Genomic DNA, 23188 nt, shown 5'->3' with positions numbered 1-23188 from the left:
AAATTTCGCGATGGAAAGTAAAGGAAAGTGATAATGTAAACGTTTCCAAAGGTAGATAACAAAATAAAGAGAGTGTTAACCACTCTCTTTTAGTGCATGAAAAATGTATATTTATTCGTTCTTAAGTAGAGAAAATGCATTATTTACTGCATGAAGTGTAGCCTCAATGTCGTCTTCTGTATGAGCAATGGTTAAGAACCATGCTTCATATTTAGATGGTGCAAGATTGATTCCTTGTTGCAGCATTAATTTGAAAAACTTTCCGAACATTTCACCGTCTGTATTTTCTGCTTGCTCATAGTTTTCAATTTTTTCATTTGTAAAATAAACTGTAAGCGCACCCTTCAAACGATTGATGGTAATTTGAATATCATGTTCTTTCGCCGCTTCTAGAATTCCTTGTTCAAGCATGGCACCTAAACGGTCAAGGTACTCATAAACTCCCTCTTGCTTTAGGACCTCGAGACAGGCAATCCCCGAAAGAATGGAAGCTGGGTTTCCAGCCATTGTTCCCGCTTGATAGGCAGGTCCAAGTGGTGCCACTTTCTCCATAATTTCTTTGCGTCCGCCATAGGCTCCAATCGGCAGACCGCCGCCAATAATTTTCCCTAGAGCTGTTAAATCAGGCTGGATACCTAATAAATCCTGTGCTCCTCCATACATAAAGCGGAAAGCTGTAATGACTTCATCATAGATGACAAGCGCACCCGCTGCATGGGTAAGGTCGTTGACCTGTTGTAGGAAACCAGGTTTTGGCTCAACAATCCCAAAGTTTCCAACAATCGGTTCCACTAGAACACCTGCAATTTGGTCTCCCCATTTTTCTAATGCTTCTTTAAAAGGTTCGATATCATTAAAAGGAACGGTAATCACTTCTTGGGCGATACTCTTTGGAACTCCTGCTGAATCAGGGGTCCCAAGGGTTGATGGACCTGACCCGGCAGCAACCAAAACAAGGTCAGAGTGACCATGATAACAGCCAGCAAACTTAATAATCTTATCTCTGCCTGTATAGGCGCGTGCAACCCGAATCGTTGTCATGACTGCTTCTGTACCTGAATTCACAAAACGAACTTTTTCTAAGAATGGCATAGCTTCCTTTAGCATTTTTGCAAATTTTACCTCATGCGGGGTAGGCGTGCCATAAAGTACTCCGCTTTCGGCAGCCTTTTTTATCGCTTCTGTTATATGGGGATGAGCATGCCCTGTAATAATTGGCCCGTAAGCAGCTAGAAAATCGATATATTGATTGCCGTCGACATCCCAAAAATAGGCTCCTTGAGCACGCTCCATTACCACTGGGGCACCGCCGCCAACTGCCTTGTAAGAACGAGAGGGGCTGTTTACACCGCCAACAATATGTTCTAACGCTTCATTATGTATTCGTTCAGAATTTGTAAATTGCATTTCTTTTCCTCCTTGAAATGGATTCCTTCCTATAATAGCACTTTTTTATTCGACTTTTATTTGTTTTACTTTTGAAAAATTTTACGGTTCGCCTTTTTTATAAGGATTGTTGATATTTTATTGTCCAAGCAGGCATAGAATTAGACTAACTGACTCTACCCGAGGTGTCCGCTGATGTTTTATTTTTTATTACCAATCGTAATCTTTTGTATTTTTATGAGTATCAGGACGTTGTTTATTCCTAACACCATAAAAGGAAAGTTTGTTTCAATTGAAAATGCTCTTTTTTTGGGTTCTATCTACTTAACTGTTATTCTCGGATTTGGACTGATCTATTTATTGTTTGAATTAAAAGGAATCTCATTACTTGTGGAAGTAAATGATGAAAACAACTATAACTTGTTCGAAACAAGCTTTTATTTTAGTGCAATGACATTATTTTCTGTTGGGAATGGAGATGTAATTCCACACGGCTTAGGAAGGATGGTCGCAGTAGTGGAAGCTTTAATTGGCTATACCATGCCAGCAGCATTTGTTGCTCGTGCATTGATGGACCGTGAAGTTAATGAAATTAAATAGTTGTATTGTTAATCCTGTTTGGTTAGGCTTATGGAAGAGTATATTTTCCATGAGGTGATGTAAGATATGACAGTTGATGTAGGCAAACAAGCTCCTGATTTTGAATTGTTAGCTAGCAATGGTGAAAAAGTAAAGTTGTCAGATTTTAAAGGCAAAAATGTTGTTTTGTATTTTTATCCAAAGGATATGACACCAGGCTGTACGACCCAAGCATGTGATTTTAGGGATTATCACGGTGACTTTTCACAGTTAGACTGTGTAATTATTGGCGTCAGCCCCGACCCAATAGAAAAACATGAAAAGTTTATAGATAAGTACAACTTACCTTTCTTACTTTTATTTGATGAAAACACAAGAGTTTCTGAATTGTATGAGGTTTGGAAATTAAAGAAGAATTTTGGTAAAGAGTATATGGGAATTGAAAGATCTACATTTGTCATTGATAAAGAAGGTAAAATAGCAAAAGAGTGGCGAAAAGTTAAAGTTAAAGGGCATGTGGAAGAAGCTTTGCAGTATGTAAAAGAAAATTTAGCATAATAGTCAGGAAAAAAAGCGGGGGAGCTCCCTCGCTTTTTGTTAATATTATTCTTATAACTCCTTGGACCTATATCCGAAACTACCAGAAATTTCTTTGCTAATATCTAATAAATAACGAGATATTTCATTGTCTTCATTTTGTGGGATAAACTCAGAAAAGCCTACAACCGTTACAGCTCCAAGGAGGTTTTTCTTATAGTTTAAAATCGGAATGGCAACGGAAGACACGGATGGGACCAGCGGTTCCCTGGCAAAGGCAATTTCTTTCTCCCGGATGGAATCGCATTCCGCCTCAAGCTGACTGATTTTATCTGGAGAAATCTGCATGAATTCCTTTACTTTCCACTCCCGAATCTTTTGTTCTTCCATGAAGGCCAAAAATACCTTGCCTGTCGCAGATCGAATAGGAAGAAAGGTTCCAATTTGAGCACCAATATTAAGCCCTCGATTGTTATTAAAATCTTTAACAATCATTGGACCATTTTGAGTCCAGGTCGAAAATAAAACGGTACTCGAACTCTTTCCGTTTATTTCATTTAGAAAAGGTGAGATTCGATCGATTACATTTTCTTGATCTACTGCTGCCATCCCATATTCAATTAACTTGCTTCCCAATACATATTCTCCAGTATCCTTGTTACGATAGAGAACGCCTAATTGCGTGAATGTATTCAAATATTTATAAAGATTACTTTTGGTAATCTGTGTTAATTCCTGAATCTCAGAAAATCTTAACGGTCTGCCTTGTTTGGCGATTATTTCTATAATGCTCATCCCTACTTCTAATGATTGGATCGTCGTTCCTTTTTTAATTACTTCCATATCAAACCTCCTAAACCCTATTTAATCATAGCAGTGTTGTAAACAATTATATTGAAATTCTTGAAAAATGGAAAATTTATTTCTATAGTAATAAAAAGACCTCTAGGTATGAAGGAGTTTTTCTATTAAATGGATACAAAATTACAGATAATCGACATTTCAATACCGCTTTTCCAGCAAAAAGGGTATAAGGGTGTAGGAGTAACCGAAATCATAAAGGCGTGTAATGTTTCAAAGGGTTCGTTTTATCACCACTTTCCTAATGGAAAAGAAGAATTACTGATAGCTTGTCTTCAGTCGATAAGTGAAGTAATTACTACCCATATTCAGGATATTTTTAAACAATCTCCAACTACTAAAGAAGCCACAAAAGCAATGATTGATATACTAGTTTCCAACTTTGAACAAGAAGGTACGATTTCTGGGTCTACAATTACCAGCATCGTTAGTGAAATGGGGTCGCTGACTGATCCAGTCCGAGATGTGTGTTCGGACCTTTACTTAAAGATGCAAACGATATATGTGAGCAAGTTAGAGTCAGATGGATTTTCGAAAGAAAAAGCCAATTCAATCGCAGTAATGATGAATGCTTCTATTGAAGGTGCAATAATACTTTGTTTAACCCAGAAATCAAGCAATCCACTAAAGATAATTTCTCATGTATTATCTGACCTATTTAACTAGTATTAATAAAAAAATACGCAACTAACATAGATTTGTTCTATGTTTTGTTGCGTATACAATCACACTGCTTTCTGCATTGCCAAGAATACATTTCTTAATCAATTCGATGCTTTATAGTATACGAATTTAGATTTTTACAAATTGTTTGACTTTGGTATAACAATATTATAATATCTTATTAATACCTTAGATTAATTTGCTTTATTATCAGCATAGAAAGCGATTACATTAAAAAATGGTATTATAGAAGTTTTTTCATTTTAACTTCTTCCATTTCAAAAGGTGTTTTTTTATTTTTTGTCCTATTGGACCAACCGGTCTGTATGGAGTTGTTTTTTTGTTTTTTAATAGAAGCAGAAGAAGGCTTCTAATTATTAAACCGACCGGTCTGTTTTTGTTATCAATCATTACCTCTAAGGTGAGAAACTATTAATGATAGGAGGTTTTACAATGCTAGAAAATTTACAAGAAAAAAATTCAGGTGTTGTTCGGACGGTCCTTGGACTAGTGCCAGCAGATGAATTAGGTGTTGTCCTCATTCATGAATCACTTCTTTCTGTAGTGCCTGGTGCGGAATATGCCCCTGAGATGAATATGGACAAAAGCGAGATATTTGAGGTTTTAAAAAGAAAGCTTACTGAATTCCGCAGACACGGTGGAAAAACCATTGTCGATCGTACGGGAATGTTCCATGGTCGTGATGTGAAACTTTATGAAACAGTTTCGAAAACGACAGGTGTACATATCATAGCGTCAACAGGATTAGGACCGGAGCCAATGTTAAGCGGTTACTTTGTTACTCCGCAAAAAAATCCTCCTACCCCTTGGTCAGCAGAACAATTTGCTGATTTGTTCGCAAAAGAAGTGACAGAAGGCATCGTAGTACCACGTATTGAACGTTCAGGTCTAGCAGGCTTAGTGACATCAATCGCAAGTCGTAACGGTATTACAGAAAAAGAAACCAATCTATTCCGTGGATCTGCACAAGCTGCTCTCACTACAGGGGTACCAGTTTCAGTTCAGTATGGTGCAGATGGGGTTAGTGATTTAGAACTTTTGCTAGGTGAAGGCATTGAACCAAACCGTGTTATCCTCGGAGGTCTTGACCGTCTTGATGCAGTTGAACGCAGGGAAGCATTCGCTATTGCTCGTCGGGGTGCATATGTAGCATTAGATCATGTTGGCTGGGCTAAATACGAAGGCTATGTGAACGATGAACAACGTGTTCAATTAATTGTCGAACTATTTAATGAAGGTCTTGGCAATCGCTTATTAATCTCAACAAATGCAGTCGGTGTGGCAAAAGGACATGAAGCGAAAGAAATCAGCTATGAATATTTGCTGACAAAATTCGTACCAATGTTACGCAAAGCAGGTGTGACGGACAAACAAGTTCGTATTCTTTTGGAAGATAACCCACAACGTGTGCTTACTTTTGGTCCATCAGCAGCTGCGGAAAAAGGTTCATTTGTAGTAGCAGAGCAAAAATAAACGTGAGGAGTGAATAAATAGATGGGTAAGGTAAATACAGTTCTAGGCCCTGTCGCAACAGAAGATTTAGGGATTATAGCAGTTCACGAGCATATTGGATTCGGTCTGCCAGGATGTGATTTAGATACACAATGGTGGAAAAAGCCTGAAGAAGCGTTTGAAGTAACAATTGAAAAATTACGCCGCTTTCGTGAACATGGCGGAAAAACATTTGTAGATTGTACAGGAATCGGAAACGGGCGCGATGTTGAATACTTCCAAGTGCTTTCACGTAGAACAGGAGTCCATATTATTGCTGTTACAGGCTTTGTTGCAGGAGACTCAGCACTTCCATATTTTCGTGAAAAGTCAGTGGATTATCTGATGGATTTATTCATCCATGAAATTACGGTTGGTATTGACGGTACGGGTGCCAAGGCGGGTGCTATCAAAGTAGGCGTAAGCCGTGGTGGAAAATTAAGTGAACTTGATAAACGCATTTATCGCGCAGCTGCACGAGCAGCACTAAAAACAAGAGTTCCTATCATTACACATCTATGCGTGGATGCAGAAACTGCAATTGCCATCTTCGATGAAGAGGGCTTACCGCTTGATCGTGTACTTATGGGTCATGCTGACGATGGCGGTTATCTCAATGAAGACCGGGATACGTTGATTGCAGAACATGGCGGATGGGTAGGCTTCGATACAATCGGCTATGACAGCGAGATGGAAGGTGCGCCATATTGGTCACGTCCTCGTCAAGATCGCGTAGAGCATTTCCTTCGTTTCCTTGATAAAGGTTTTGTTGACGTAGCACTTATTTCAGCAGATGCAAACTGTTGTGCCCTAGGCTGGCCAGGATTAAAAGGGCATTCAGTAAACTACTTGTTCGAAGAATTCTTACCGGATCTTCGTAAAGCTGGTGTGGGTGAAGAAGTTATTGAACAACTGTTAGTACACAATCCGACGAAATTTTTAACCATGCAGGAACCTCAGGACCTCAAATCTTCGTTAGGACGTACAAAGCAAGAATCTCGTTAAGAGATAAAAACTTTAAAGCGTATCAACGGGAGGTTAAGTCAGATGACGATTAAAGGAATGGCCTATATTGCAGGGGCATTCGAACATCCAACACGTAAGGCTCCGGATAAATCCGTGGCAGCCTTACATGCAGAATGTGCAAAAGGTGCCTTAGAAGATGCAGGATTAACATTCGCAGATGTAGACGGATACTTTTGTGCCGGCGACGCTCCGGGTGGAGTGCTTTCTATGGTCGATTATTTAGGTCTCAATGTACGTCATGTTGATGGTACAGACACTGGCGGCTCGTCATACATTGCCCATGTCTCACATGCTGCACAAGCAATCGCGGCCGGTAAATGCAATGTTGCGTTGATTACAATGGCAGGTCGTCCACGTTCTGAAGGAAGAAGTGGTGTTAAACAGAAGTTAGTTGGTGCAAATGTTCCAGATACACCGTTTGAACTTCCTTTTGGACCAACTGCTGTAAATGAATATGCCATGGCTACAATGCGCCATATGTATGAATACGGAACGACAAGCGAGCAGTTAGCTTGGGTCAAAGTGGCTGCTTCACATCATGCACAATACAATCAAAATGCAATGCTCCGTGATTTAGTGACAGTGGAGGATGTAGTATCTTCTACGATGATTGCTGACCCATTACATAAATTGGATTGTTGTGTCGTAAGTGACGGCGGTGGTGCATTGGTAATCGTAAGACCTGAGATTGCTAAAAGTTTGAATCGGCCGCAAGTCCGAGTAATGGGTGCAGGCGAAGCGCCAAAAGGATTACTTGGAGGGAAAACCGACCTAACCTATTCAGGGGCTATTTGGTCAGGACCTAGGGCTTTTGAGGAGGCTGGGGTTACACCTCAAGATATTAAATATGCCTCCATTTATGATAGTTTCACCATAACTGTGTTGATGCAGCTTGAAGACTTAGGTTTTTGTAAGAAGGGTGAAGGCGGAAAGTTTGTCGCTGATGGAAACCTGATCTCAGGAATCGGAAAGCTGCCAATTAATACAGATGGCGGGGGATTAAATAACAATCACCCGGCAAGTCGTGGCGGAATCGTAAAAGTAATCGAAGCAGTTCGTCAGCTTCGTGGTGAGGCACACCAGAAAGTACAAGTTGAAAATTGTGACATTGCGTTAGCTCATGGTACTGGCGGAGGATTAGCAAGCCGCCACGGAAGCAGCACACTTATTATGGAGAGGGTGTAAACAATGGGACCTACATTTCAAGAAAGAACGATGACAATCCCTGAGATTCATCCTGAACATAAGGAATATTGGGAGGCTGCTTCAGAAGGGAAACTCCTCGTCAAGCAGTGCGATTCCTGTGGCGAATATCATTATTATCCACGTGTGTTATGCCCGCACTGTATGAGCGATAAGACGAGCTGGGTGGAAGCAAAAGGAACTGGCAGCATTTATACCTATAGCTTAATGCGACGAGGGGTTCCATATGCAATTGCCTTTGTGGAACTTGATGAAGGACCGAGAATGATGACAAATATCGTTGATTGTGACCTAGATACATTGCATATTAGCCAAAGGGTTAGAGTGGTATTTAAGCAGAGCGGTGATCAAGAGAATCCAGGTCCTTTTATACCATGCTTTGCACCTGTTGAAGGTTGATACGAGGACATAACTCATTGCGAGTCTTGTAGATTTGTCCCCAATGAGGGGTCTTGAAGACAAAACGCATTGAGAGTCTTGTGGATTTGTCCTCAATGAGGGGTCTTGAAGACAAAACGCGTTGATAGTTTGTGGATTTGTCCTCAATAAAGGGTCTTGAGGACAAAACGCGTTGAGAGTCTTGTGGATTTGTCCTCAATGAGGGGTCTTGAGGACAAAACGCGTTGAGAGTCTTGTGGATATGTCCTCAATAAGGGGTCTTGAGGACAAAGCACGTTGATAGTCTTGTGGATATGTCCTCAAAAAGGGGTCTTGAGGACAAAACTCGTCGAGAGTCCAATAGATATGTCCTCAATAAGGGGTCTTGAGGACAAAACTCGTCGAGAGTTCGATAGATATGTCCTCAATAAGAGGTCTTGAAGACAAAACTCGTCGAGAGTTCAATAGATATGTCCTCAAAAAGGGGTCTTGAGGACAAAACTCGTCGAGAGTCCAATAGATATGTCCTCAATAAGGGGTCTTGAGGACGAAACTCGTCGAGAGTTCGATAGATATGTCCTCAATAAGAGGTCTTGAAGACAAAACTCGTCGAGAGTTCAATAGATTTGTCCTCAATAAGGGGTCTTGAAGACAAAACTCGTCGAGAGTTCAATAGATTTGTCCTCAATAAGGAAACATTACCAGATCAACAAATTACTTAGAGGGACTAAAGAAAGGAGCGGATAAAATGAGAATCATTAAGGATGTACGCATTCCAATGCGTGATGGCGTCCGTATCGCTGCTGATATCTACCTTCCTGATGGAGTAGAAAAAGTACCAGCATTACTTGCACTTAGCCCGTATGGTAAGGAACTGCAAGCACAAGTGTTAACATTACCTCCACAAGCACGCCCAAGTCATCTTTGGAACGGTGCTATCGAGGCTGGCGATATTCGTGCAGTTGTCGAGCGTGGCTATGCTCATATTATTGCGGACGTACGGGGTACAGGTCACTCTGAAGGTCAAATGTGCGGTAACTACAATTCGGGTGGTCATGGAGACGGTAAAGATATCTATGACCTTGTTGAATGGATGGCCGAGCAAGATTGGTGCGATGGTAACATCGGGATGATCGGGATTTCATACTTTGCATCGGTTCAAATCTTAGGTGCAGCGGAGCAGCCGCCACACTTAAAAGCAATCTTTGCGAACGGCGGTCACTTCGACCTTTATGAACTTTGCTATCATGGCGGTATCATGTGGCTGATGCCTCGTGCTTCTCGTGAAGGACGCGGCGGTGACAGTGGTAACGCGTTCAATAATGTAGCAAGTAAGACATCGAAAGTGTTCACACCAGAAGAGATTAAAGAAAAAACACTAGAACGATTAAACGACCCAGATATTGCACATTGGTCAGATTTTGTTCACCTTTTACATTATCAAGACCGTCACGAATTATGGATGGATTACTTATTAAATCCACTTGATGGCCCATTCTGGCAAAAAGACAGTGCTATTGAAGTGGCACACAAGGTTCAAATCCCAACATACTTCCAAGCAAAATGGGGACGCGGCTGGAACGTTGAAGGTACAATCGAATGCTTCCATAAAGTATCAGGAATCAAAAAGCTCGATATTCAAGCACTTCCGCCGATGTTAGAGCGTCCCTTCCACGAAAGTCATGACGAAATGTTCCGCTGGTATGATTACTGGTTAAAGGGCATCGATAATGGCATTATGGATGAACCGACCGTTCAGTTCTCTGTAGAAGGTTCTTACAAATGGCGCAAAGAAAATCACTGGCCATTGCCATTTGAAGAAAAGAAAGCTTTCTACTTACTTCCTCGCCACAAAATAAGCGAGAAGAGAGAGCCGTTAACATCTGAATACGCACATCCGGATGGCTTCTACCAAGCACCATTAACCGTTACAACAACATCAGAAAAGATTAAATGGACAAGTGATAAATTTCTAGAGCCTGTAGAAATGACAGGTACAGGGGCTTTATATATTCATGCAGAAATCGATACAGATGATACAAACTTCATTGCCAAGCTTTATGATGTAGACCCAAGCGGCAAACGGACATTAATGACATCAGGGTATTTAAAAGCTTCTCATCGTGAATTAAATGAAGAAAAATCAACCTACGGTGAGCCATGGCATCCACATAACCGTGTGGTACCAGTAACGCCCGGTGAAATTAACGAGTACGCAATTCGCTTATATCCATTCTCCTTCTTAATTAAAGCAGGACACCGAATTGAATTAGACCTTGCATGTAATGAACCACTTGATGGGGAGGATGCAAAATTATTACCGCCAGACAGTTATCACTTACCAAGTGGTCGTGCAACAACACACAAAATCTATCGTGACGCTGATCACCCATCATGTTTAGTGCTGCCAGTAATCCCTAAACAGTTTGACATTACTAATAAGTAGCATAGGGGTGAACTAAATGACAAGTCCAGTACGTGTGATACCAATTGAATGTAAATTTGGACCAATTTCCGCATTTGCCTATTATGTGGACGCACCAGAACCAGCGATTATTGATACTGGTGTTAGTATTTCGGCTAGCCAAGATATAGAGCCAACCTTAGCACAACATGGTATTCGCATAGAAGATATCCGTTGGATCTTACTTACGCACGGTCATGTGGATCATCTCGGCGGAGCTTATGCAGTATGGGAAAAAACAGGACGTAATGCAAAAGTTGTTATTCCTAAAAAAGAAGCCCGATTATTGCGTGATAAATATGAACAAATCGTTGATTACAAGTCGCTGCAAGGAAAATACATCATGGATTCAGCTATTCAAGAGAAACATATTTCCATGCTAACAGCAGACATTGGAGGTACAATCGAACCGGACTTGGAGGTTGTGGACGGAGATTCCATCCACCTTGGAGGTGAAATCACGTTAAAAGTGATCGAAACACCAGGGCATTCAATTGGTTCAGTAACCTTTGTATTGAAAGGCTTAAATTGGGCATTCGCAGCCGATGCTGTTCAAATGTATGGCGGGTTAAGCGGCATGCCAACGATTGAAAACTCACGCTCTTATCGTAAGAGTATAAAACGTTTATTGGAAGAGGTTCGTCCTAGCCGTTTATTTTTAGGTCATCCTGTCCGCAATAAAGATGGTCAAATGCAAAGTGCACAAATTGAAGGTGAGGAAGTTCCAGCGGTATTACAAGCTAGTCTTGATATGGATGCTACATTAAGAGATTTAGTAAGAAGCCATTTAACAAATAGACAACCCACTGAACAGCATGAACTATATGGACCGTTTGGTTCGATCGCAGAAGAGATTGGCTATACAGGTGATCCACGGCACTTACCATGCGCGTTCTTTGTTACGATGAATGCTTACCAAGAAGAACTTATAGGTTCGGAGATTAATTGAGAGGAGGAAAATCGAAAATGATTCAGAAAAGGTTTGAAAATACAGCTAAGGCAGTGGCTGACATACATGATGGAGCAACGCTGCTTGTCGGAGGATTCGGGGGAAGCGGACTACCGTCACATCTAATTGCAGCTCTCGTTGATCAAGGAGCTAAGGACCTTACAGTTGTATCAAATAATATTGGTGCTGTTAGCGATGGTGTAGCGGCATTAATCAGCAACAACCAAGTAAAGAAAATTATCTGCTCTTTCCCTGTTGGTCCACATGCTGACGATTTAATTGCCCGTTTTCAGAATGGCACCATCAAGTTAGAAATTTCTCCACAAGGAACATTAGCAGAGCGTATCAGAGCAGGTGGCGCAGGGATTCCGGCCTTTTTTACACCAACGGCAGCGCACACTGAACTTGGCGAAGGCAAGGAAACACGTATGTACAATGGCCGTTTGCACGTCTTAGAGCAAGCGATCATTGGTGACTACGCTTTTATCAAGGGCTACCGAGCCGATCGCTGGGGAAATCTTGTTTACAATAAAACACAGCGTAATTTTAACCCGGTAATGGCAACGGCTGCGAAAATTACTATTGCTGAGGTAGATGAAATCGTTGAGGTCGGAGAATTAGACCCAGAGAACATTGCTACTCAGAGCGTCTATGTACATCGTTTAGTAAAATTGGAAGCCGAGTGTGAAGGGAGGGTGTTAGTAAATGGTTAAAGATCAACAGAAGGTTGGATGGTCAAAGATTGAATTAGCTTCTCGAGTAGCCCAAGACTTAGAAGATGGATGGTTCGTAAATCTCGGTATTGGAATTCCGACACTTGTTGCTGATGTGATACCGGAAGGCCGTGAAATTATTCTCCATAGTGAAAATGGTCTCCTTGGATTAGGTCCAAAACCAGAACCAGGTCAAGAGGATATGGACCTTGTAAATGCAGGGAAAGAACCAATCACATTAAAACCGGGCGGAAGCTTCTTCTCACAATCAGACTCATTTGCGATGATTCGTGGCGGTCACCTTGATGCGGCAGTACTTGGCGCATTCCAAGTATCAATAGAAGGTGATCTAGCTAGTTGGAAGGTTCCGAATGATCCTCTAGGACGTGTTGGAGGCGCAATGGATTTAACGGTTGGAGCCAAACGTATCTTCCTTTGTATGCAACATACGAGTAAGGGAAACCCGAAAATCGTAGAAGAATGCACGTATCCATTGACTGCACCGCGGTGTGTAGATCGCATCTATACAGACCTTGCCGTGATTTATGTAACAGAAGAGGGCCTTGTTGTCCATGAACTTGCACCAGGTGTTACATTTGAATACCTGCAGGAGCGTACGGCAGCTCCGCTTAAGATTCATGCGACTGGGCTTGCTCAAGAAGACATTTTACAACAATGATTGCGCACGTTGCAAAACCTACCATTAATCGCAGCTCTTCGGTGCCGCTTTATAAACAAATCAAAGAAATATTGATTAGTGAGATACAGGCTGCTGCCGGTGATACTAGTCGCCCTATTAGTACTGAGCATGAACTAGTTGAACGCTTTCACGTTAGCAGGGCACCTATTCGTCAGGCACTGAAGGAGCTAGTAGATGAAGGGTACGTTTATCGAGAGCGGGCGATGGGAACCTTCCCCGTTCAGGAACTTCCGGTAAGACCCCCAGGCTTAGAGTTAGGAGGACTGGTTCGATTCCTTCGTGATCAAGGTTTAGAATGCACTTCGAAAATATTAAGTGTGGATAGTGTGTTATCAACAGAAAGACTATGCACAATTCTGGGGGTTATGCCGAGTGATAAGCTCCTAATACTCTCCCGTTTAATCTTCCTCCAAGGGAAACCACTGGTATGGACGCAGACCTATTTGTATGTTTCAGAGGATTTCCAACCGAGTAAACGGGAGATTGAGCAGGTGGACAGTGTATTCATGCTTCTCGAGAGAGACCAAGGCATTTTCATCTCGCGTGGTGATCATCAAATCTGTGCGTCAAGTGCGACCAGTATGGAGTCAGAGTTTTTAGGTATCAAAAACGAAGACCCAGTTCTCGTAATAGAGACAAAGCTGTACACGCGTAATGATAGAATTATAGGCTGGAGAAAGGCTGTTCATAGAGCGGATGACTATAAGTTTTCTTTCACAGTAAATCGATAAAATAGATCATTGATGAGCGTGTATCCATTATAAACGACAGGGGGGAGCAGGATGTCAAAAATAAACATTACCGACGTTGTGAATGAAGGTAAATTTAACCGCTTTCATGTTGGATTACTGATTTGTTGTTGCTTAATTATTGTTTTTGATATGTTCGATTTAGTTATATATGGTTCAGTAATCCCTATCCTGATGAAGGAATGGTCTATATCCCCTGTTCAAGCAGGAGCCATTGGCAGTTACGGATTTTTCGGGATGATGTTAGGGGCAATCTTCTTTGGTGTTTTGGCTGACAAATTTGGAAGAAAAAACATCCTTATTTTAAGTGTTGTCTTGTTTAGTATATTTACGTTTTTATGTGCCTTTGCACCTGGTCCAACACCGTTTTCATTCTTCCGGTTTATTGCTGGGGTAGGGATCGGGGGGGTTTTGCCAAACGTGATTGCTTTACTAACAGATTACTCACCGAAACACCTGCATAATACAATGGTGTCAATCGTAATGTGTGCCTTTTCGGTCGGGGGCATTTTAGCAGGTCTAATAGGTATTTACTTTATTCCGCTCATGGGGTGGACAAGTGTTTACTGGGTAGCAGCGATTCCACTTTTACTCATTCCTTTTATGGTAAGGTACTTCCATGATTCACCTGCCATGCTTTTGGTGAAAGGTCGCACAAAAGAACTGCATATTGTTCTTTCAAAGGTTAATGACAAGGTTTCCTTAACTACAGATACGGAGTTCGTAACAACTACAGGTAAAGAAGATCCTGGTTCTCCTGTACTTGCACTGTTTAGAAATAATCATGCACTAGGTACTCTAATGATCTGGATTGCCTTTTTCATGTGCTTGCTCATGATTAATGGGGTAAGTACTTGGCTTCCTAATTTAATGTTCAGTGCCGGCTATCCTCTTGGTTCCAGTTTGAGCTTTATGATTGTTTTAAATGTCGGTGCTATTATTGGAACCTTAGTCCTTGGAGGTCTTGCTGATAAATTCGGGGTAAAAAAAGTACTCGTTCCGATGTTTATTATGTCGGCTGTATCCTTAACGCTTCTTGGCTTTAAAAATAACATGGTGATTTTATATTTATTGGTTTTTATTACTGGTGCATGTACGATGGGGGCTCAAAACATTTCCTACTCCTTTGTATCACAATACTATCCTTCATTAATGCGCTCCACTGCTATAGGGTTTGCTTCGGGAATTGGAAGAATTGGAGGAATAATAGGGCCAACTTTTGGAGGCATTCTAGTATCTCTTAATCTATCAGCGCAAATGAATTTTCTTTCATTTGCTATACCAGGCATTATAGCGGCTCTTGCGTTTTCATTTGTTCCTTTAAAATATGGCAATAACAAAAAAATAGTAAACGATAAAAATATCGCATAGGAGGGAAATGTTTATGAAATCAAATTTAAGAATTGCTATTCTTGGTGCTGGTATTGGTGGGGCGTCAGCAGCGGTGGCCTTACGTCATGCAGGTTTTAATGTCAATGTCTATGAGCAAGCAGCAGCTATAACTGAGGTTGGTGCAGGTATCGGTTTGCGTCCGCCATCCATCCATTATTTCACAAAATGGGGGCTTCAGGAAGAAATCGAAAGAGTAACTCATAAAAGTGTCCAAATAGAGATCCTTTCAGATCAGGCAGAAGTGTTACTTAAGGAACAATGGCCTGATTTAACAAATGACCCTAATGAAAGATGGGCGAGATTAATTCATCGCGCAGACTGTCTCGACACGCTAATCAATGCCATACCAACAGAATACCTACATTTGAATCACAAGTGTAAAAACATTGTCCGCCATGGAGATTATGCAGAAATCGAGTTTGAAAATGGTGTAAAAGTGGAAGCCGATTTGGTCATTGGTGCAGATGGTATTCGTTCTCTTACCCGCAATCTATTTTTCAGTCAAGCTGAGCCAGTTTTCCACAGCTATCATGCCTATCGTGCTCTTGTTAATGAGGATGAAACATATGGGTTAGCTACTGGTGACACACTCCGAATTGTCGCGACTGATAAAGTGAATTTATATCTACTGCCGTTAAAATATAGGAAACAAGTTTCCGTCGATATTACAGTTCCACACCATGACCGAACTGGTAGACCAAAAGTGCCGAAAGAAGACATGCTCAATCAATTAAAGAACTTCCATCCTGACTTCCAGAAGATTGCAGAAAATATTGATCATTGGGATGTTCGCGCACTATATGATATTGATCCAGTCCAACAGTGGAGCAATGAATGCATCACTCTGCTAGGGGATGCTGCACACTCGATGCTTCATAACCAAGGTCAAGGAGCAAATATGGCGATTCAAGATGGAGGGATATTGGTCGAATGTTTACTTGGAGCTGCAACTGTTGCAGAAGCGTTACAAAAGTATGAGACTCTAAGAAAACCAGTTTGCCATTTATTCCAAAATTTATCTCGCCAGTTCCATAATGACAAAGAAGATACCTTTTTCCCGGAAAAAGAATTCTTTGAAAATAAGTAATCTAATCTAATATTACGAAGAAATATCAGAAGATTAACTAGAATAGGAATATTCCGTTGCTTAACTAATCAAATAAGCGACGGATCGAAATACGGAGGTTTTCGTAAATGCTTGTACATCCAGAGATAAAAAAAATATTGGATTTCATTCCAAAATCCGATCCTAAGCCAAAACTCATTCCAGAAGAACATAGAAAAATGTTCGATGCACCTGTTTTACCGGTTGAACAGCGCGTGCAGGTTTATGATGTCGAAGAAAGAACGATCCCAACTGCTGAAGCAGATATTCCAGTCAGAATATATACGCCCGAAGAATCAGATTCTTATCCAATTCTCATGTATTTCCATGGCGGCGCATTTATGTCGGGAACTTTAGAAAGTCATGATGAAGTAGTCCGCCCCATTTGTAAGGAATCTGGCTATAAAGTCATTTCAGTTGGTTACCGTCTTGCGCCCGAACATCCATATCCGGCAGCATTAGCAGATTGCTACAATGTAACGAAATGGGCAGCAGAGCATCAGGAAGAATTAAAATGGGATGGGAAAAATCTCGCAGTCGCAGGGGATAGTTCTGGTGGCAATTTAGTGGCTGCAGTTTCTTTAATGGCTCGCGATAAAAAGGAATTTACTATTACGAAGCAAGTACTATTTTATCCATCTCTAGACCTTGACTTTAGCGAATTGCGTTACCCATCGTTAGTGGAAAATGGAAAAGGATTTTTCGTAGAGAGCGATCAATTAGCAGAAATTAACTCCTTCTATCTTTTGGGGAATGTGGATACCGATAATCCCCTTGTTTCACCGATTCGAGAAGAAAATTTAGAAAAGATGCCAGCAGCTCTTGTCATTACAGCAGAATATGATCCATTCAGAGATGAAGGGGAACTATTTGCGAAGAATTTAAAAAAATGCGGTGTCCATGCAGAATTAATAAGATATGAAGGGGCGACTCATGGCTTCTTAGGCAAATTCACGCACCTTGATGAGTACAAAGACATTTATAAACGTACAGGTGATTTTTTAAGGTCTTAGTAAAGAATTTCACGTAGTCTTTAATACGTTAATAGATTTCTAGGGAAGTGATCACGAGGCAGAATCCGCAGGCATTGCTTTTGGTCACTTCCGTTTCATATGTAGGTTCATTATTAATAATGCTGATGATTAGCCCAAAGGGGGTGGCCATTGGCATTATATAAAAAGTTATATAAGTTTAAATCATAACATTATGGTTTAAAGGAACGAGACTGCCGAAAATATTCCAAATCTTCGGAATTTTACTTCTAGAACACCACATTATATATTCCTATTTCTTGGATATCAATAGGGGACGAACATTATAGAAAGGTAGTCACGCTTATTAATCCTAGAAATCCAGATGATTGTAAATTTCTATTAATCAACTCGGTATCTACGTATTTTAATGATTTGTTTAATCGCTATAACAATACGTGATTTTAAGGAAGGGTGTCTTATTTAATGAAAAATAAAAGGTTTTGGACTTATGAAAATAAGTTAGTACTAATCGTCTTCTTCACAATCGGATTCGTTTTCTTTGACCGTTTAGCAATTAACTATTTATTCCCAATGATTTCCGTAGATTTAGGACTAAACTACACGCAATTAGGATTACTTGGAGCAGCTCTTGCGTTAACTTGGTCAGTTTCTGGTCCGTTAGGTGGATTTATTTCAGATAAAGTTAAAAGTAAGAAATCAATGTTAGCAGTTTTGGTACTGGCATTCTCAGTTGTGTCATTAATGCACGGTTTAGCACAATCATTTGCGATGTTATTCGTACTTCGCTTATTAATGGGGATCGTAGAAGGTCCGCTGATTCCACAAACTCAATCGATTTTAGCAATGGAATCCTCTAAGGGTCGTAAAGGATTCAACCTAGGTTTCACCATGAATACTAGTAACGCATTATTCGGAAGTATTTTAGCGCCTGTCGTAATCGTTGCTTTAGCAACAAATTTTGATTGGCATACGGCTTTCTATTTAACAATTATCCCAGGGCTTATTTTAAGCCTTGTGATTCTTAAATCCGTAAAAAATCCTGATCCAGTGAAGTTCCATGCTATGCATGCTACAAAATCGACTGAAAAGATTAAAGTAAAAGATGTCCTTAAGCACCGTAATATTTGGTTATCAATTGTTATTTTTAGTTTAGTGATGACAACACTAATGGCATTTCAAATTTTTGGACCAACCTATTTAGTACAAGCAAAAGGATTATCTGAAACAACGATGAGTTTTGTAATGGCTTCATTTGGGGTGGGGTATGCCATCTTCGGTTTCTTAATCCCAACACTTTCGGAGCGTACCGGTCGTAAACCAGCTTCATTAGTTTCTGGACTATTGTTAATACTCATTCCACTATCTATTGTTTTCGTCGATTCCATACCATTAATGATGCTTCTATTATTCATAGGCTCTGCTGGTTCTGGTGTAATCGGTATGTCCATGTCCGTCATTCCAGTTGAGTCTGTGCCATTACAATACTCGGGTCTTGCTATCGGTTTAACAATCGGAATTGGAGAGTTAATCGGAGGATTCTTAAATCCAATGGTGAATGGTGCTTTAGCTGATATTTATGGGATTCAAACACCATTATACGTAGCGGCTGCTGCAGGTGCTCTTGCATTTATTTTGTGTTTCCTCTATAAGGAAACAGCGCCAGCTAAAGTTAAATTGACTCCAGATCAAGATGCTAAAACTAGTGTCCAAGTATAATTTTAATTTGTAAATAGTAACAAAGCCCGCCTTACTATTAATGTCGGCGGTGGGCTTTGTTGTTATGTTTTCTTATTATTTCTTTTTGGAACAATTTAGTAATGGATACTAATTTATAGTAGGAGAGGCGAATACATGAGCAGAAAAATTCTATTGTTTGTTTTATTAATCGTTATGTTAATTAGTGGCTGCGGTCAAAGTAAATCTGCTTCTGTTGATAAAAAACCACATCAAGATAAAACTGATAGTTCTCAAACGAATACGACCAGAGTGTTTGAAACAGTTCCTAACGGTTTTCGAGTTGTAATCGTTGGGTCAGGTAATCCCAAAACGGAGGTTGGCCATGGAGCTCCAAGTACATTAGTTCAATTTAAAGATAAATACTTCTTAGTGGACAGTGGCGCTAATACGACTAGCACTCTATTAAAGCTCGGGCTGCCTGCCGAAAAAATTACAAATATGTTGTTTACACATCAACATGTGGATCATAATGGGGACTTTTGGAACCTATTTATTGATGGCTGGCAAGGACCAACTGGCAGGCGTTCCCTTAATCTATCGGTCCTCAAGTCCAAGAGCTTTATGATACAACTGTGAATTTTTTTAGAGCAGATTTGGAGTATCGTGCTGGTTTAGGCTGGCCAAAGGATGGGATTCTGACAAATGTAAATATTAATGATTTTACAGAGGATAAATATAATTTTGAACTCGATCGTGTTAATATAACATCTATCCCTGTCCCTCATACGGTTCCCACCTATGCCTATCGTTTTGATGCGAAGGGAAAGAGTGTAGTGGTTTCAGGTGATTTAACCTATTCTGCAAATTTCGCTTCTTTTGCAAAGAATGCAGAAATCCTAGTGTTTGATGGAATGCTAACGAGTGATTTCTCATTTGTACCTGAACAAGCACGGGAAAATTTAAAGAATGGTTTAATGCAATCTCATGCCACCATAGAAGATCTTGCTAAAATGGTGGCAGATTCAAAAGTTAAAAAAGTTGTCTTAACCCGTATTGGTCTGGGGAATGTAGATAAAATGAGTGTATCAAAAGTATTTTCAGATGCAGGTTTCAAAGGGGAAATTATAGCTGCTGAAGATGGACTCGTAATTAATCCATAAATCTAAAGTAATTTGTATTATTACAACAAAAGTCAGCCTATTTTCTATAGAAAAGGCATTTGTCCAATGCAAACGAATGTAATTTGAATATCATTCTATTAGGGCATACCTCCTCAGATAAAACTTGATGGGTCGGTAATCGACCCTTTTTTTTATGGAATGATTGTCACCGCTTTGTTTCATATTTTATCGGCAGCCCAATAGGTGATATGATTGAAATAAACAAATGGGGTACATATTTTAAAACAAAGAATAATTGGGGGGATAGAATATGAAGATTTATACGAAAACGGGTGACAAAGGAACTACATCATTAATTTATGGGCAAAGAGTCGCGAAAAATGATTTACGTGTTGAGGCATATGGGACCTGTGATGAAACAAATTCAATGATTGGACTTGCATTAAGTTATTTAAAAGATGAATCTTTTCAAAAGAAAGAATTAATTGAGAATATGTATCATAAAATACAAACAAATCTTTTTCACGTTGGTGCGGAGCTTGCCACCCCTAAAGGGAAGGAAGTAAAGTGGTCTCTCAATGTCAGTAATATTGAGGAAATGGAAAAGCAGATTGACGAATTAAATGAATCCCTTCCAGAACTGACTAATTTTATTCTCCCAGGAGGACATTCCGCTGGTGCGGCCTTCCATGTTGCACGTACAACAGCGAGAAGAGCGGAAAGATGTGCAGTTTCATTGGGGGAGGATGTCAATCCTCTTGTGTTGGCTTATTTAAATCGGCTATCCGACCTTTTATTTGTAACAGCTCGATATGTTAATTATGCTGTAGGGATAAAAGAGCAGACGTTACACCAAGAAAAATAATAACAAATGCCTAATAATGATATTACAATATTGACAAAAGTATTAATTCCTTAGTAAACTAATTATAACAATTATAATTTAAGAATATTTTTGGAATAGAGGTGCATGGCGATGAATCAGTTAAAAGAAGCTTTGGAAACCTTAAAAGAAACTGGAGTACGTATAACTCCACAACGTCATGCGATACTTGAATATTTAATAAACTCGATGTCACATCCTACAGCAGATGATATTTATAAAGCCCTTGAAGGAAAATTCCCTAATATGAGTGTGGCGACAGTTTACAATAATTTACGAGTATTTCGTGAGGTAGGTTTAGTTAAAGAATTAACATATGGCGATGCTTCCAGCAGATTTGATTTTGTCACATCACATCATTACCATGTTATTTGTGAGAACTGTGGGAAAATTGTTGATTTCCATTATCCTGGGTTAGACGAAGTGGAGCAACTTGCTTCGCATGTTACCGGGTTTAAAGTGAATAATCATCGTATGGAAATTTACGGGACATGTCCTGAGTGTACAAGTAAAGAAGTACATTAATATTGTAAACAAAAAGCCGATTAAGAAATCGGCTTTTTGTTATTTGACTTTTTATTATAAGATTCATCGAACTCTTTGCCTTCAAGATTTGGGTCCAGTGTCAAAGGTTCGCGGCAATACATACACATATCCACTTTCCCAAGCATTTTAGTGTGTTTTCCACAGCTTGGACATTTTACTTGTATGGTTTTAGTTGATAACATCCCGATCCAGAAGTAAACGACTGTACTTGCAATAATAAATAACAGTCCAAAAAGCATGAAAATGGACATAATAAGTGGTGAGTTGCGAAAGTATATTCCGCCATACATAACTATAAAGCCGATAAATATTAAAGATAATGCAAAGCTGCGGATTTTATTTATTTTACTTGAATATTTAGCCATAATTCTCCCTCCTAGACAAACTATACCATATTTACATCTTCTGAAAAAATGTTATGTTAAAGAATGTCGAAATTTGTCTTCTATATAAGAAGGAGATTTATTATTACTGTCGAACTAATAGTTATCGAGAAAAATGGAGGAATGATGGATGAAAGACATTCTTCGGCCCATTTATCAGGAACGGGCTAGTCAATCCAATACCCTTGGTGTATTGATGATAGAAAAAAGCTTTAAATCAAGCCATACTACAGACACCTTTGATGTTATCCTTTTAATTATTGTAAAAGAGGGAGAACAGCCGTTATTAATAAAGCATTATACTTATAATGACAGCAAGGCAGCGATGCATATAATTACGGAGGCCCAATTAAAGGATTGGCTTTTATTAGGCACGAACCGAAAAATATTTGAATGGCTGCATACCGCAAAAATCTTATTTGATCGTAATGAGTATATTGAAAATCTTAAAACAGAGCTTCGTGAATTTCCGTTTAATGGACGGAAGATAAAAATGGGGTTAGAATTTGCTAAGTTAATTAGAAGGTATGTCGACGGAAAGGCCCTCTTTGAAAATAAACAATATCTTGACGCCTATAATTATGTTGTTCATTCTCTTCACCACTTAGCGCGACTTGCTGTAATTGAAAATGGGCTTCATCCTGAATTAACGGTTTGGCAGCAGGTTAAACAAATAGAACCTGAAATAGTAAAATTATATGAAGAGCTTGTAAACAGCGAAGAGCCAATTGAAAAAAGACTTGAGTTATTATTTTTAGCCAGTGAGTTCATGATACATTCTCGTACGAAAGTGGGTTGTGCACACTTATTGGAAGTTCTAAGTATGAAAGAATACTGGTCCTTCAATGAGATCCAGAATGAGAAGGATTTAATCCCTTATTCTGTTGATTTGGCGGTACTTATTGAGTACTTGATCGAAAAGGGACTAATTGACGTTGTTAGTCTAGATACAAAAGGACATGGTATTTATCATCGGTGTTATCAAGTGAGTAAAAAATTATTGTAAAAAAACAATAAAACCTATTGACCTTTTCTGAGAAACTTGATATATTAATAACCGTCGCTGCGAACGAATGAATGAAAGTTTTCGCGAGTGACGGTTTTCTTTTTTTGAAAAATAATATTGACACTGTTAAATGGTTCGTGTTATATTATTAAAGTCGCTTACGAGCGAAAGAAATATTTGCTCTTTGAAAACTAAACAAACAAGAACGTCAACAAAAAATATTAGTTTCTTCTATAGAAACTAGCTAACGTAACAAATGAGCTAAATCAACTTTCTTGGAGAGTTTGATCCTGGCTCAGGACGAACGCTGGCGGCGTGCCTAATACATGCAAGTCGAGCGAATCTTAAGGTGCTTGCACC

Annotated in this window: 24 protein-coding genes and 1 rRNA gene; 22 read left to right on the top strand and 3 right to left on the bottom strand. The window is 39.7% G+C overall.

Annotation, left to right across the window (positions count from 1 at the left end):
* Positions 1-111: 111 nt before the first annotated feature.
* Complete coding sequence (locus F4694_RS24635) at positions 112-1407, bottom strand: glutamate-1-semialdehyde 2,1-aminomutase (protein ID WP_179602566.1); 1296 nt, start codon at positions 1405-1407, stop codon at positions 112-114.
* Positions 1408-1581: 174 nt separating this feature from the next.
* Between F4694_RS24635 and F4694_RS24630 the strand changes: the two genes are divergently transcribed.
* Together F4694_RS24630 and bcp are read left to right on the top strand one after the other, a co-directional pair.
* On the top strand, positions 1582-1986 hold the full coding sequence (locus tag F4694_RS24630; RefSeq protein ID WP_306458524.1) for a potassium channel family protein: 405 nt from the start codon (positions 1582-1584) through the stop codon (positions 1984-1986).
* Positions 1987-2052: 66 nt separating this feature from the next.
* Positions 2053-2523, top strand: coding sequence for a thioredoxin-dependent thiol peroxidase (gene bcp / locus F4694_RS24625; protein WP_179602565.1), 471 nt, complete (start codon positions 2053-2055; stop codon positions 2521-2523).
* 51 nt (positions 2524-2574) lie between these two features.
* Here the strand turns inward: bcp and F4694_RS24620 are convergent, their stop codons facing one another.
* Complete coding sequence (locus tag F4694_RS24620) at positions 2575-3345, bottom strand: IclR family transcriptional regulator (RefSeq protein ID WP_179602564.1); 771 nt, start codon at positions 3343-3345, stop codon at positions 2575-2577.
* A 129-nt stretch (positions 3346-3474) separates the two neighbouring features.
* Here F4694_RS24620 and F4694_RS24615 point away from each other — a divergent pair, with 129 nt between their 5' ends.
* The 18 genes from F4694_RS24615 (at position 3475) to perR (ending at position 21418) form a co-directional block, all read left to right on the top strand.
* The gene (locus tag F4694_RS24615) at positions 3475-4029 is read left to right on the top strand and encodes a TetR/AcrR family transcriptional regulator (protein ID WP_179602563.1); all 555 of its coding nucleotides are present in this window, start codon (positions 3475-3477) and stop codon (positions 4027-4029) included.
* A gap of 450 nt (positions 4030-4479) precedes the next feature.
* Positions 4480-5520 carry a phosphotriesterase family protein gene (locus F4694_RS24610; RefSeq protein WP_179602562.1) on the top strand — a complete coding sequence of 347 codons (1041 nt, stop codon included), beginning with the start codon at positions 4480-4482 and terminating at the stop codon, positions 5518-5520.
* A gap of 21 nt (positions 5521-5541) precedes the next feature.
* Entirely contained in the window at positions 5542-6543 is a 1002-nt protein-coding gene (locus F4694_RS24605) for a phosphotriesterase family protein (protein ID WP_179602561.1), read from the top strand.
* A 42-nt stretch (positions 6544-6585) separates the two neighbouring features.
* Positions 6586-7749: a thiolase domain-containing protein gene (locus F4694_RS24600; RefSeq protein ID WP_179602560.1), complete on the top strand. Its 1164-nt coding sequence runs from the start codon at positions 6586-6588 to the stop codon at positions 7747-7749.
* 3 nt (positions 7750-7752) lie between these two features.
* On the top strand, positions 7753-8166 hold the full coding sequence (locus F4694_RS24595) for a Zn-ribbon domain-containing OB-fold protein (RefSeq protein WP_179602559.1): 414 nt from the start codon (positions 7753-7755) through the stop codon (positions 8164-8166).
* A gap of 727 nt (positions 8167-8893) precedes the next feature.
* Entirely contained in the window at positions 8894-10591 is a 1698-nt protein-coding gene (locus F4694_RS24590; RefSeq protein ID WP_179602558.1) for a CocE/NonD family hydrolase, read from the top strand.
* A gap of 16 nt (positions 10592-10607) precedes the next feature.
* Entirely contained in the window at positions 10608-11558 is a 951-nt protein-coding gene (locus tag F4694_RS24585; RefSeq protein ID WP_179602557.1) for an MBL fold metallo-hydrolase, read from the top strand.
* Between the two features lie 17 nt (positions 11559-11575).
* A complete protein-coding gene (locus tag F4694_RS24580) occupies positions 11576-12271 on the top strand; it encodes a 3-oxoacid CoA-transferase subunit A (RefSeq protein ID WP_179602556.1) in 696 nt (231 codons plus the stop codon).
* Positions 12264-12950 (top strand): 3-oxoacid CoA-transferase subunit B, encoded by a 687-nt coding sequence (locus tag F4694_RS24575; RefSeq protein WP_179602555.1) that lies wholly within the window; start codon positions 12264-12266, stop codon positions 12948-12950. Before F4694_RS24580 ends, F4694_RS24575 begins: the two co-directional genes overlap by 8 nt.
* On the top strand, positions 12947-13702 hold the full coding sequence (locus F4694_RS24570) for a GntR family transcriptional regulator (RefSeq protein WP_179602554.1): 756 nt from the start codon (positions 12947-12949) through the stop codon (positions 13700-13702). Before F4694_RS24575 ends, F4694_RS24570 begins: the two co-directional genes overlap by 4 nt.
* A gap of 51 nt (positions 13703-13753) precedes the next feature.
* The gene (locus F4694_RS24565; RefSeq protein ID WP_179602553.1) at positions 13754-15091 is read left to right on the top strand and encodes an MFS transporter; all 1338 of its coding nucleotides are present in this window, start codon (positions 13754-13756) and stop codon (positions 15089-15091) included.
* 13 nt (positions 15092-15104) lie between these two features.
* Complete coding sequence (locus tag F4694_RS24560) at positions 15105-16199, top strand: FAD-dependent oxidoreductase (protein ID WP_257029379.1); 1095 nt, start codon at positions 15105-15107, stop codon at positions 16197-16199.
* 107 nt (positions 16200-16306) lie between these two features.
* Positions 16307-17230, top strand: a complete 924-nt coding sequence (locus tag F4694_RS24555) for an alpha/beta hydrolase (protein ID WP_179602551.1) — start codon at positions 16307-16309, stop codon at positions 17228-17230.
* 444 nt (positions 17231-17674) lie between these two features.
* Positions 17675-18928 (top strand): MFS transporter, encoded by a 1254-nt coding sequence (locus tag F4694_RS24550; RefSeq protein ID WP_179602550.1) that lies wholly within the window; start codon positions 17675-17677, stop codon positions 18926-18928.
* A gap of 135 nt (positions 18929-19063) precedes the next feature.
* A complete protein-coding gene (locus F4694_RS24545) occupies positions 19064-19525 on the top strand; it encodes an MBL fold metallo-hydrolase (protein WP_179602549.1) in 462 nt (153 codons plus the stop codon).
* On the top strand, positions 19522-20049 hold the full coding sequence (locus F4694_RS24540) for an MBL fold metallo-hydrolase (RefSeq protein WP_179602548.1): 528 nt from the start codon (positions 19522-19524) through the stop codon (positions 20047-20049). The genes F4694_RS24545 and F4694_RS24540 overlap by 4 nt, the downstream gene beginning before the upstream one ends.
* 271 nt (positions 20050-20320) lie before the next feature.
* Positions 20321-20875 (top strand): cob(I)yrinic acid a,c-diamide adenosyltransferase, encoded by a 555-nt coding sequence (locus F4694_RS24535; protein ID WP_179602547.1) that lies wholly within the window; start codon positions 20321-20323, stop codon positions 20873-20875.
* A gap of 105 nt (positions 20876-20980) precedes the next feature.
* A complete protein-coding gene (gene perR / locus F4694_RS24530; RefSeq protein ID WP_179602546.1) occupies positions 20981-21418 on the top strand; it encodes a peroxide-responsive transcriptional repressor PerR in 438 nt (145 codons plus the stop codon).
* 20 nt (positions 21419-21438) lie between these two features.
* Here the strand turns inward: perR and F4694_RS24525 are convergent, their stop codons facing one another.
* Positions 21439-21807: a YgzB family protein gene (locus tag F4694_RS24525; RefSeq protein WP_179602681.1), complete on the bottom strand. Its 369-nt coding sequence runs from the start codon at positions 21805-21807 to the stop codon at positions 21439-21441.
* 145 nt (positions 21808-21952) lie between these two features.
* Here F4694_RS24525 and F4694_RS24520 point away from each other — a divergent pair, with 145 nt between their 5' ends.
* Positions 21953-22828 (top strand): nucleotidyltransferase-like protein, encoded by an 876-nt coding sequence (locus F4694_RS24520; RefSeq protein ID WP_179602545.1) that lies wholly within the window; start codon positions 21953-21955, stop codon positions 22826-22828.
* A 272-nt stretch (positions 22829-23100) separates the two neighbouring features.
* Positions 23101-23188: ribosomal RNA gene (locus F4694_RS24515) — 16S ribosomal RNA — on the top strand; the annotation flags it as partial.

It is taken from the genome of Neobacillus driksii (assembly GCF_013409995.1).
GTDB lineage: Bacteria > Bacillota > Bacilli > Bacillales > Cytobacillaceae > Neobacillus > Neobacillus driksii.
Note: the sequence above shows the minus strand (reverse complement) of the source record. Positions and strands in the feature narration are given on the sequence as shown.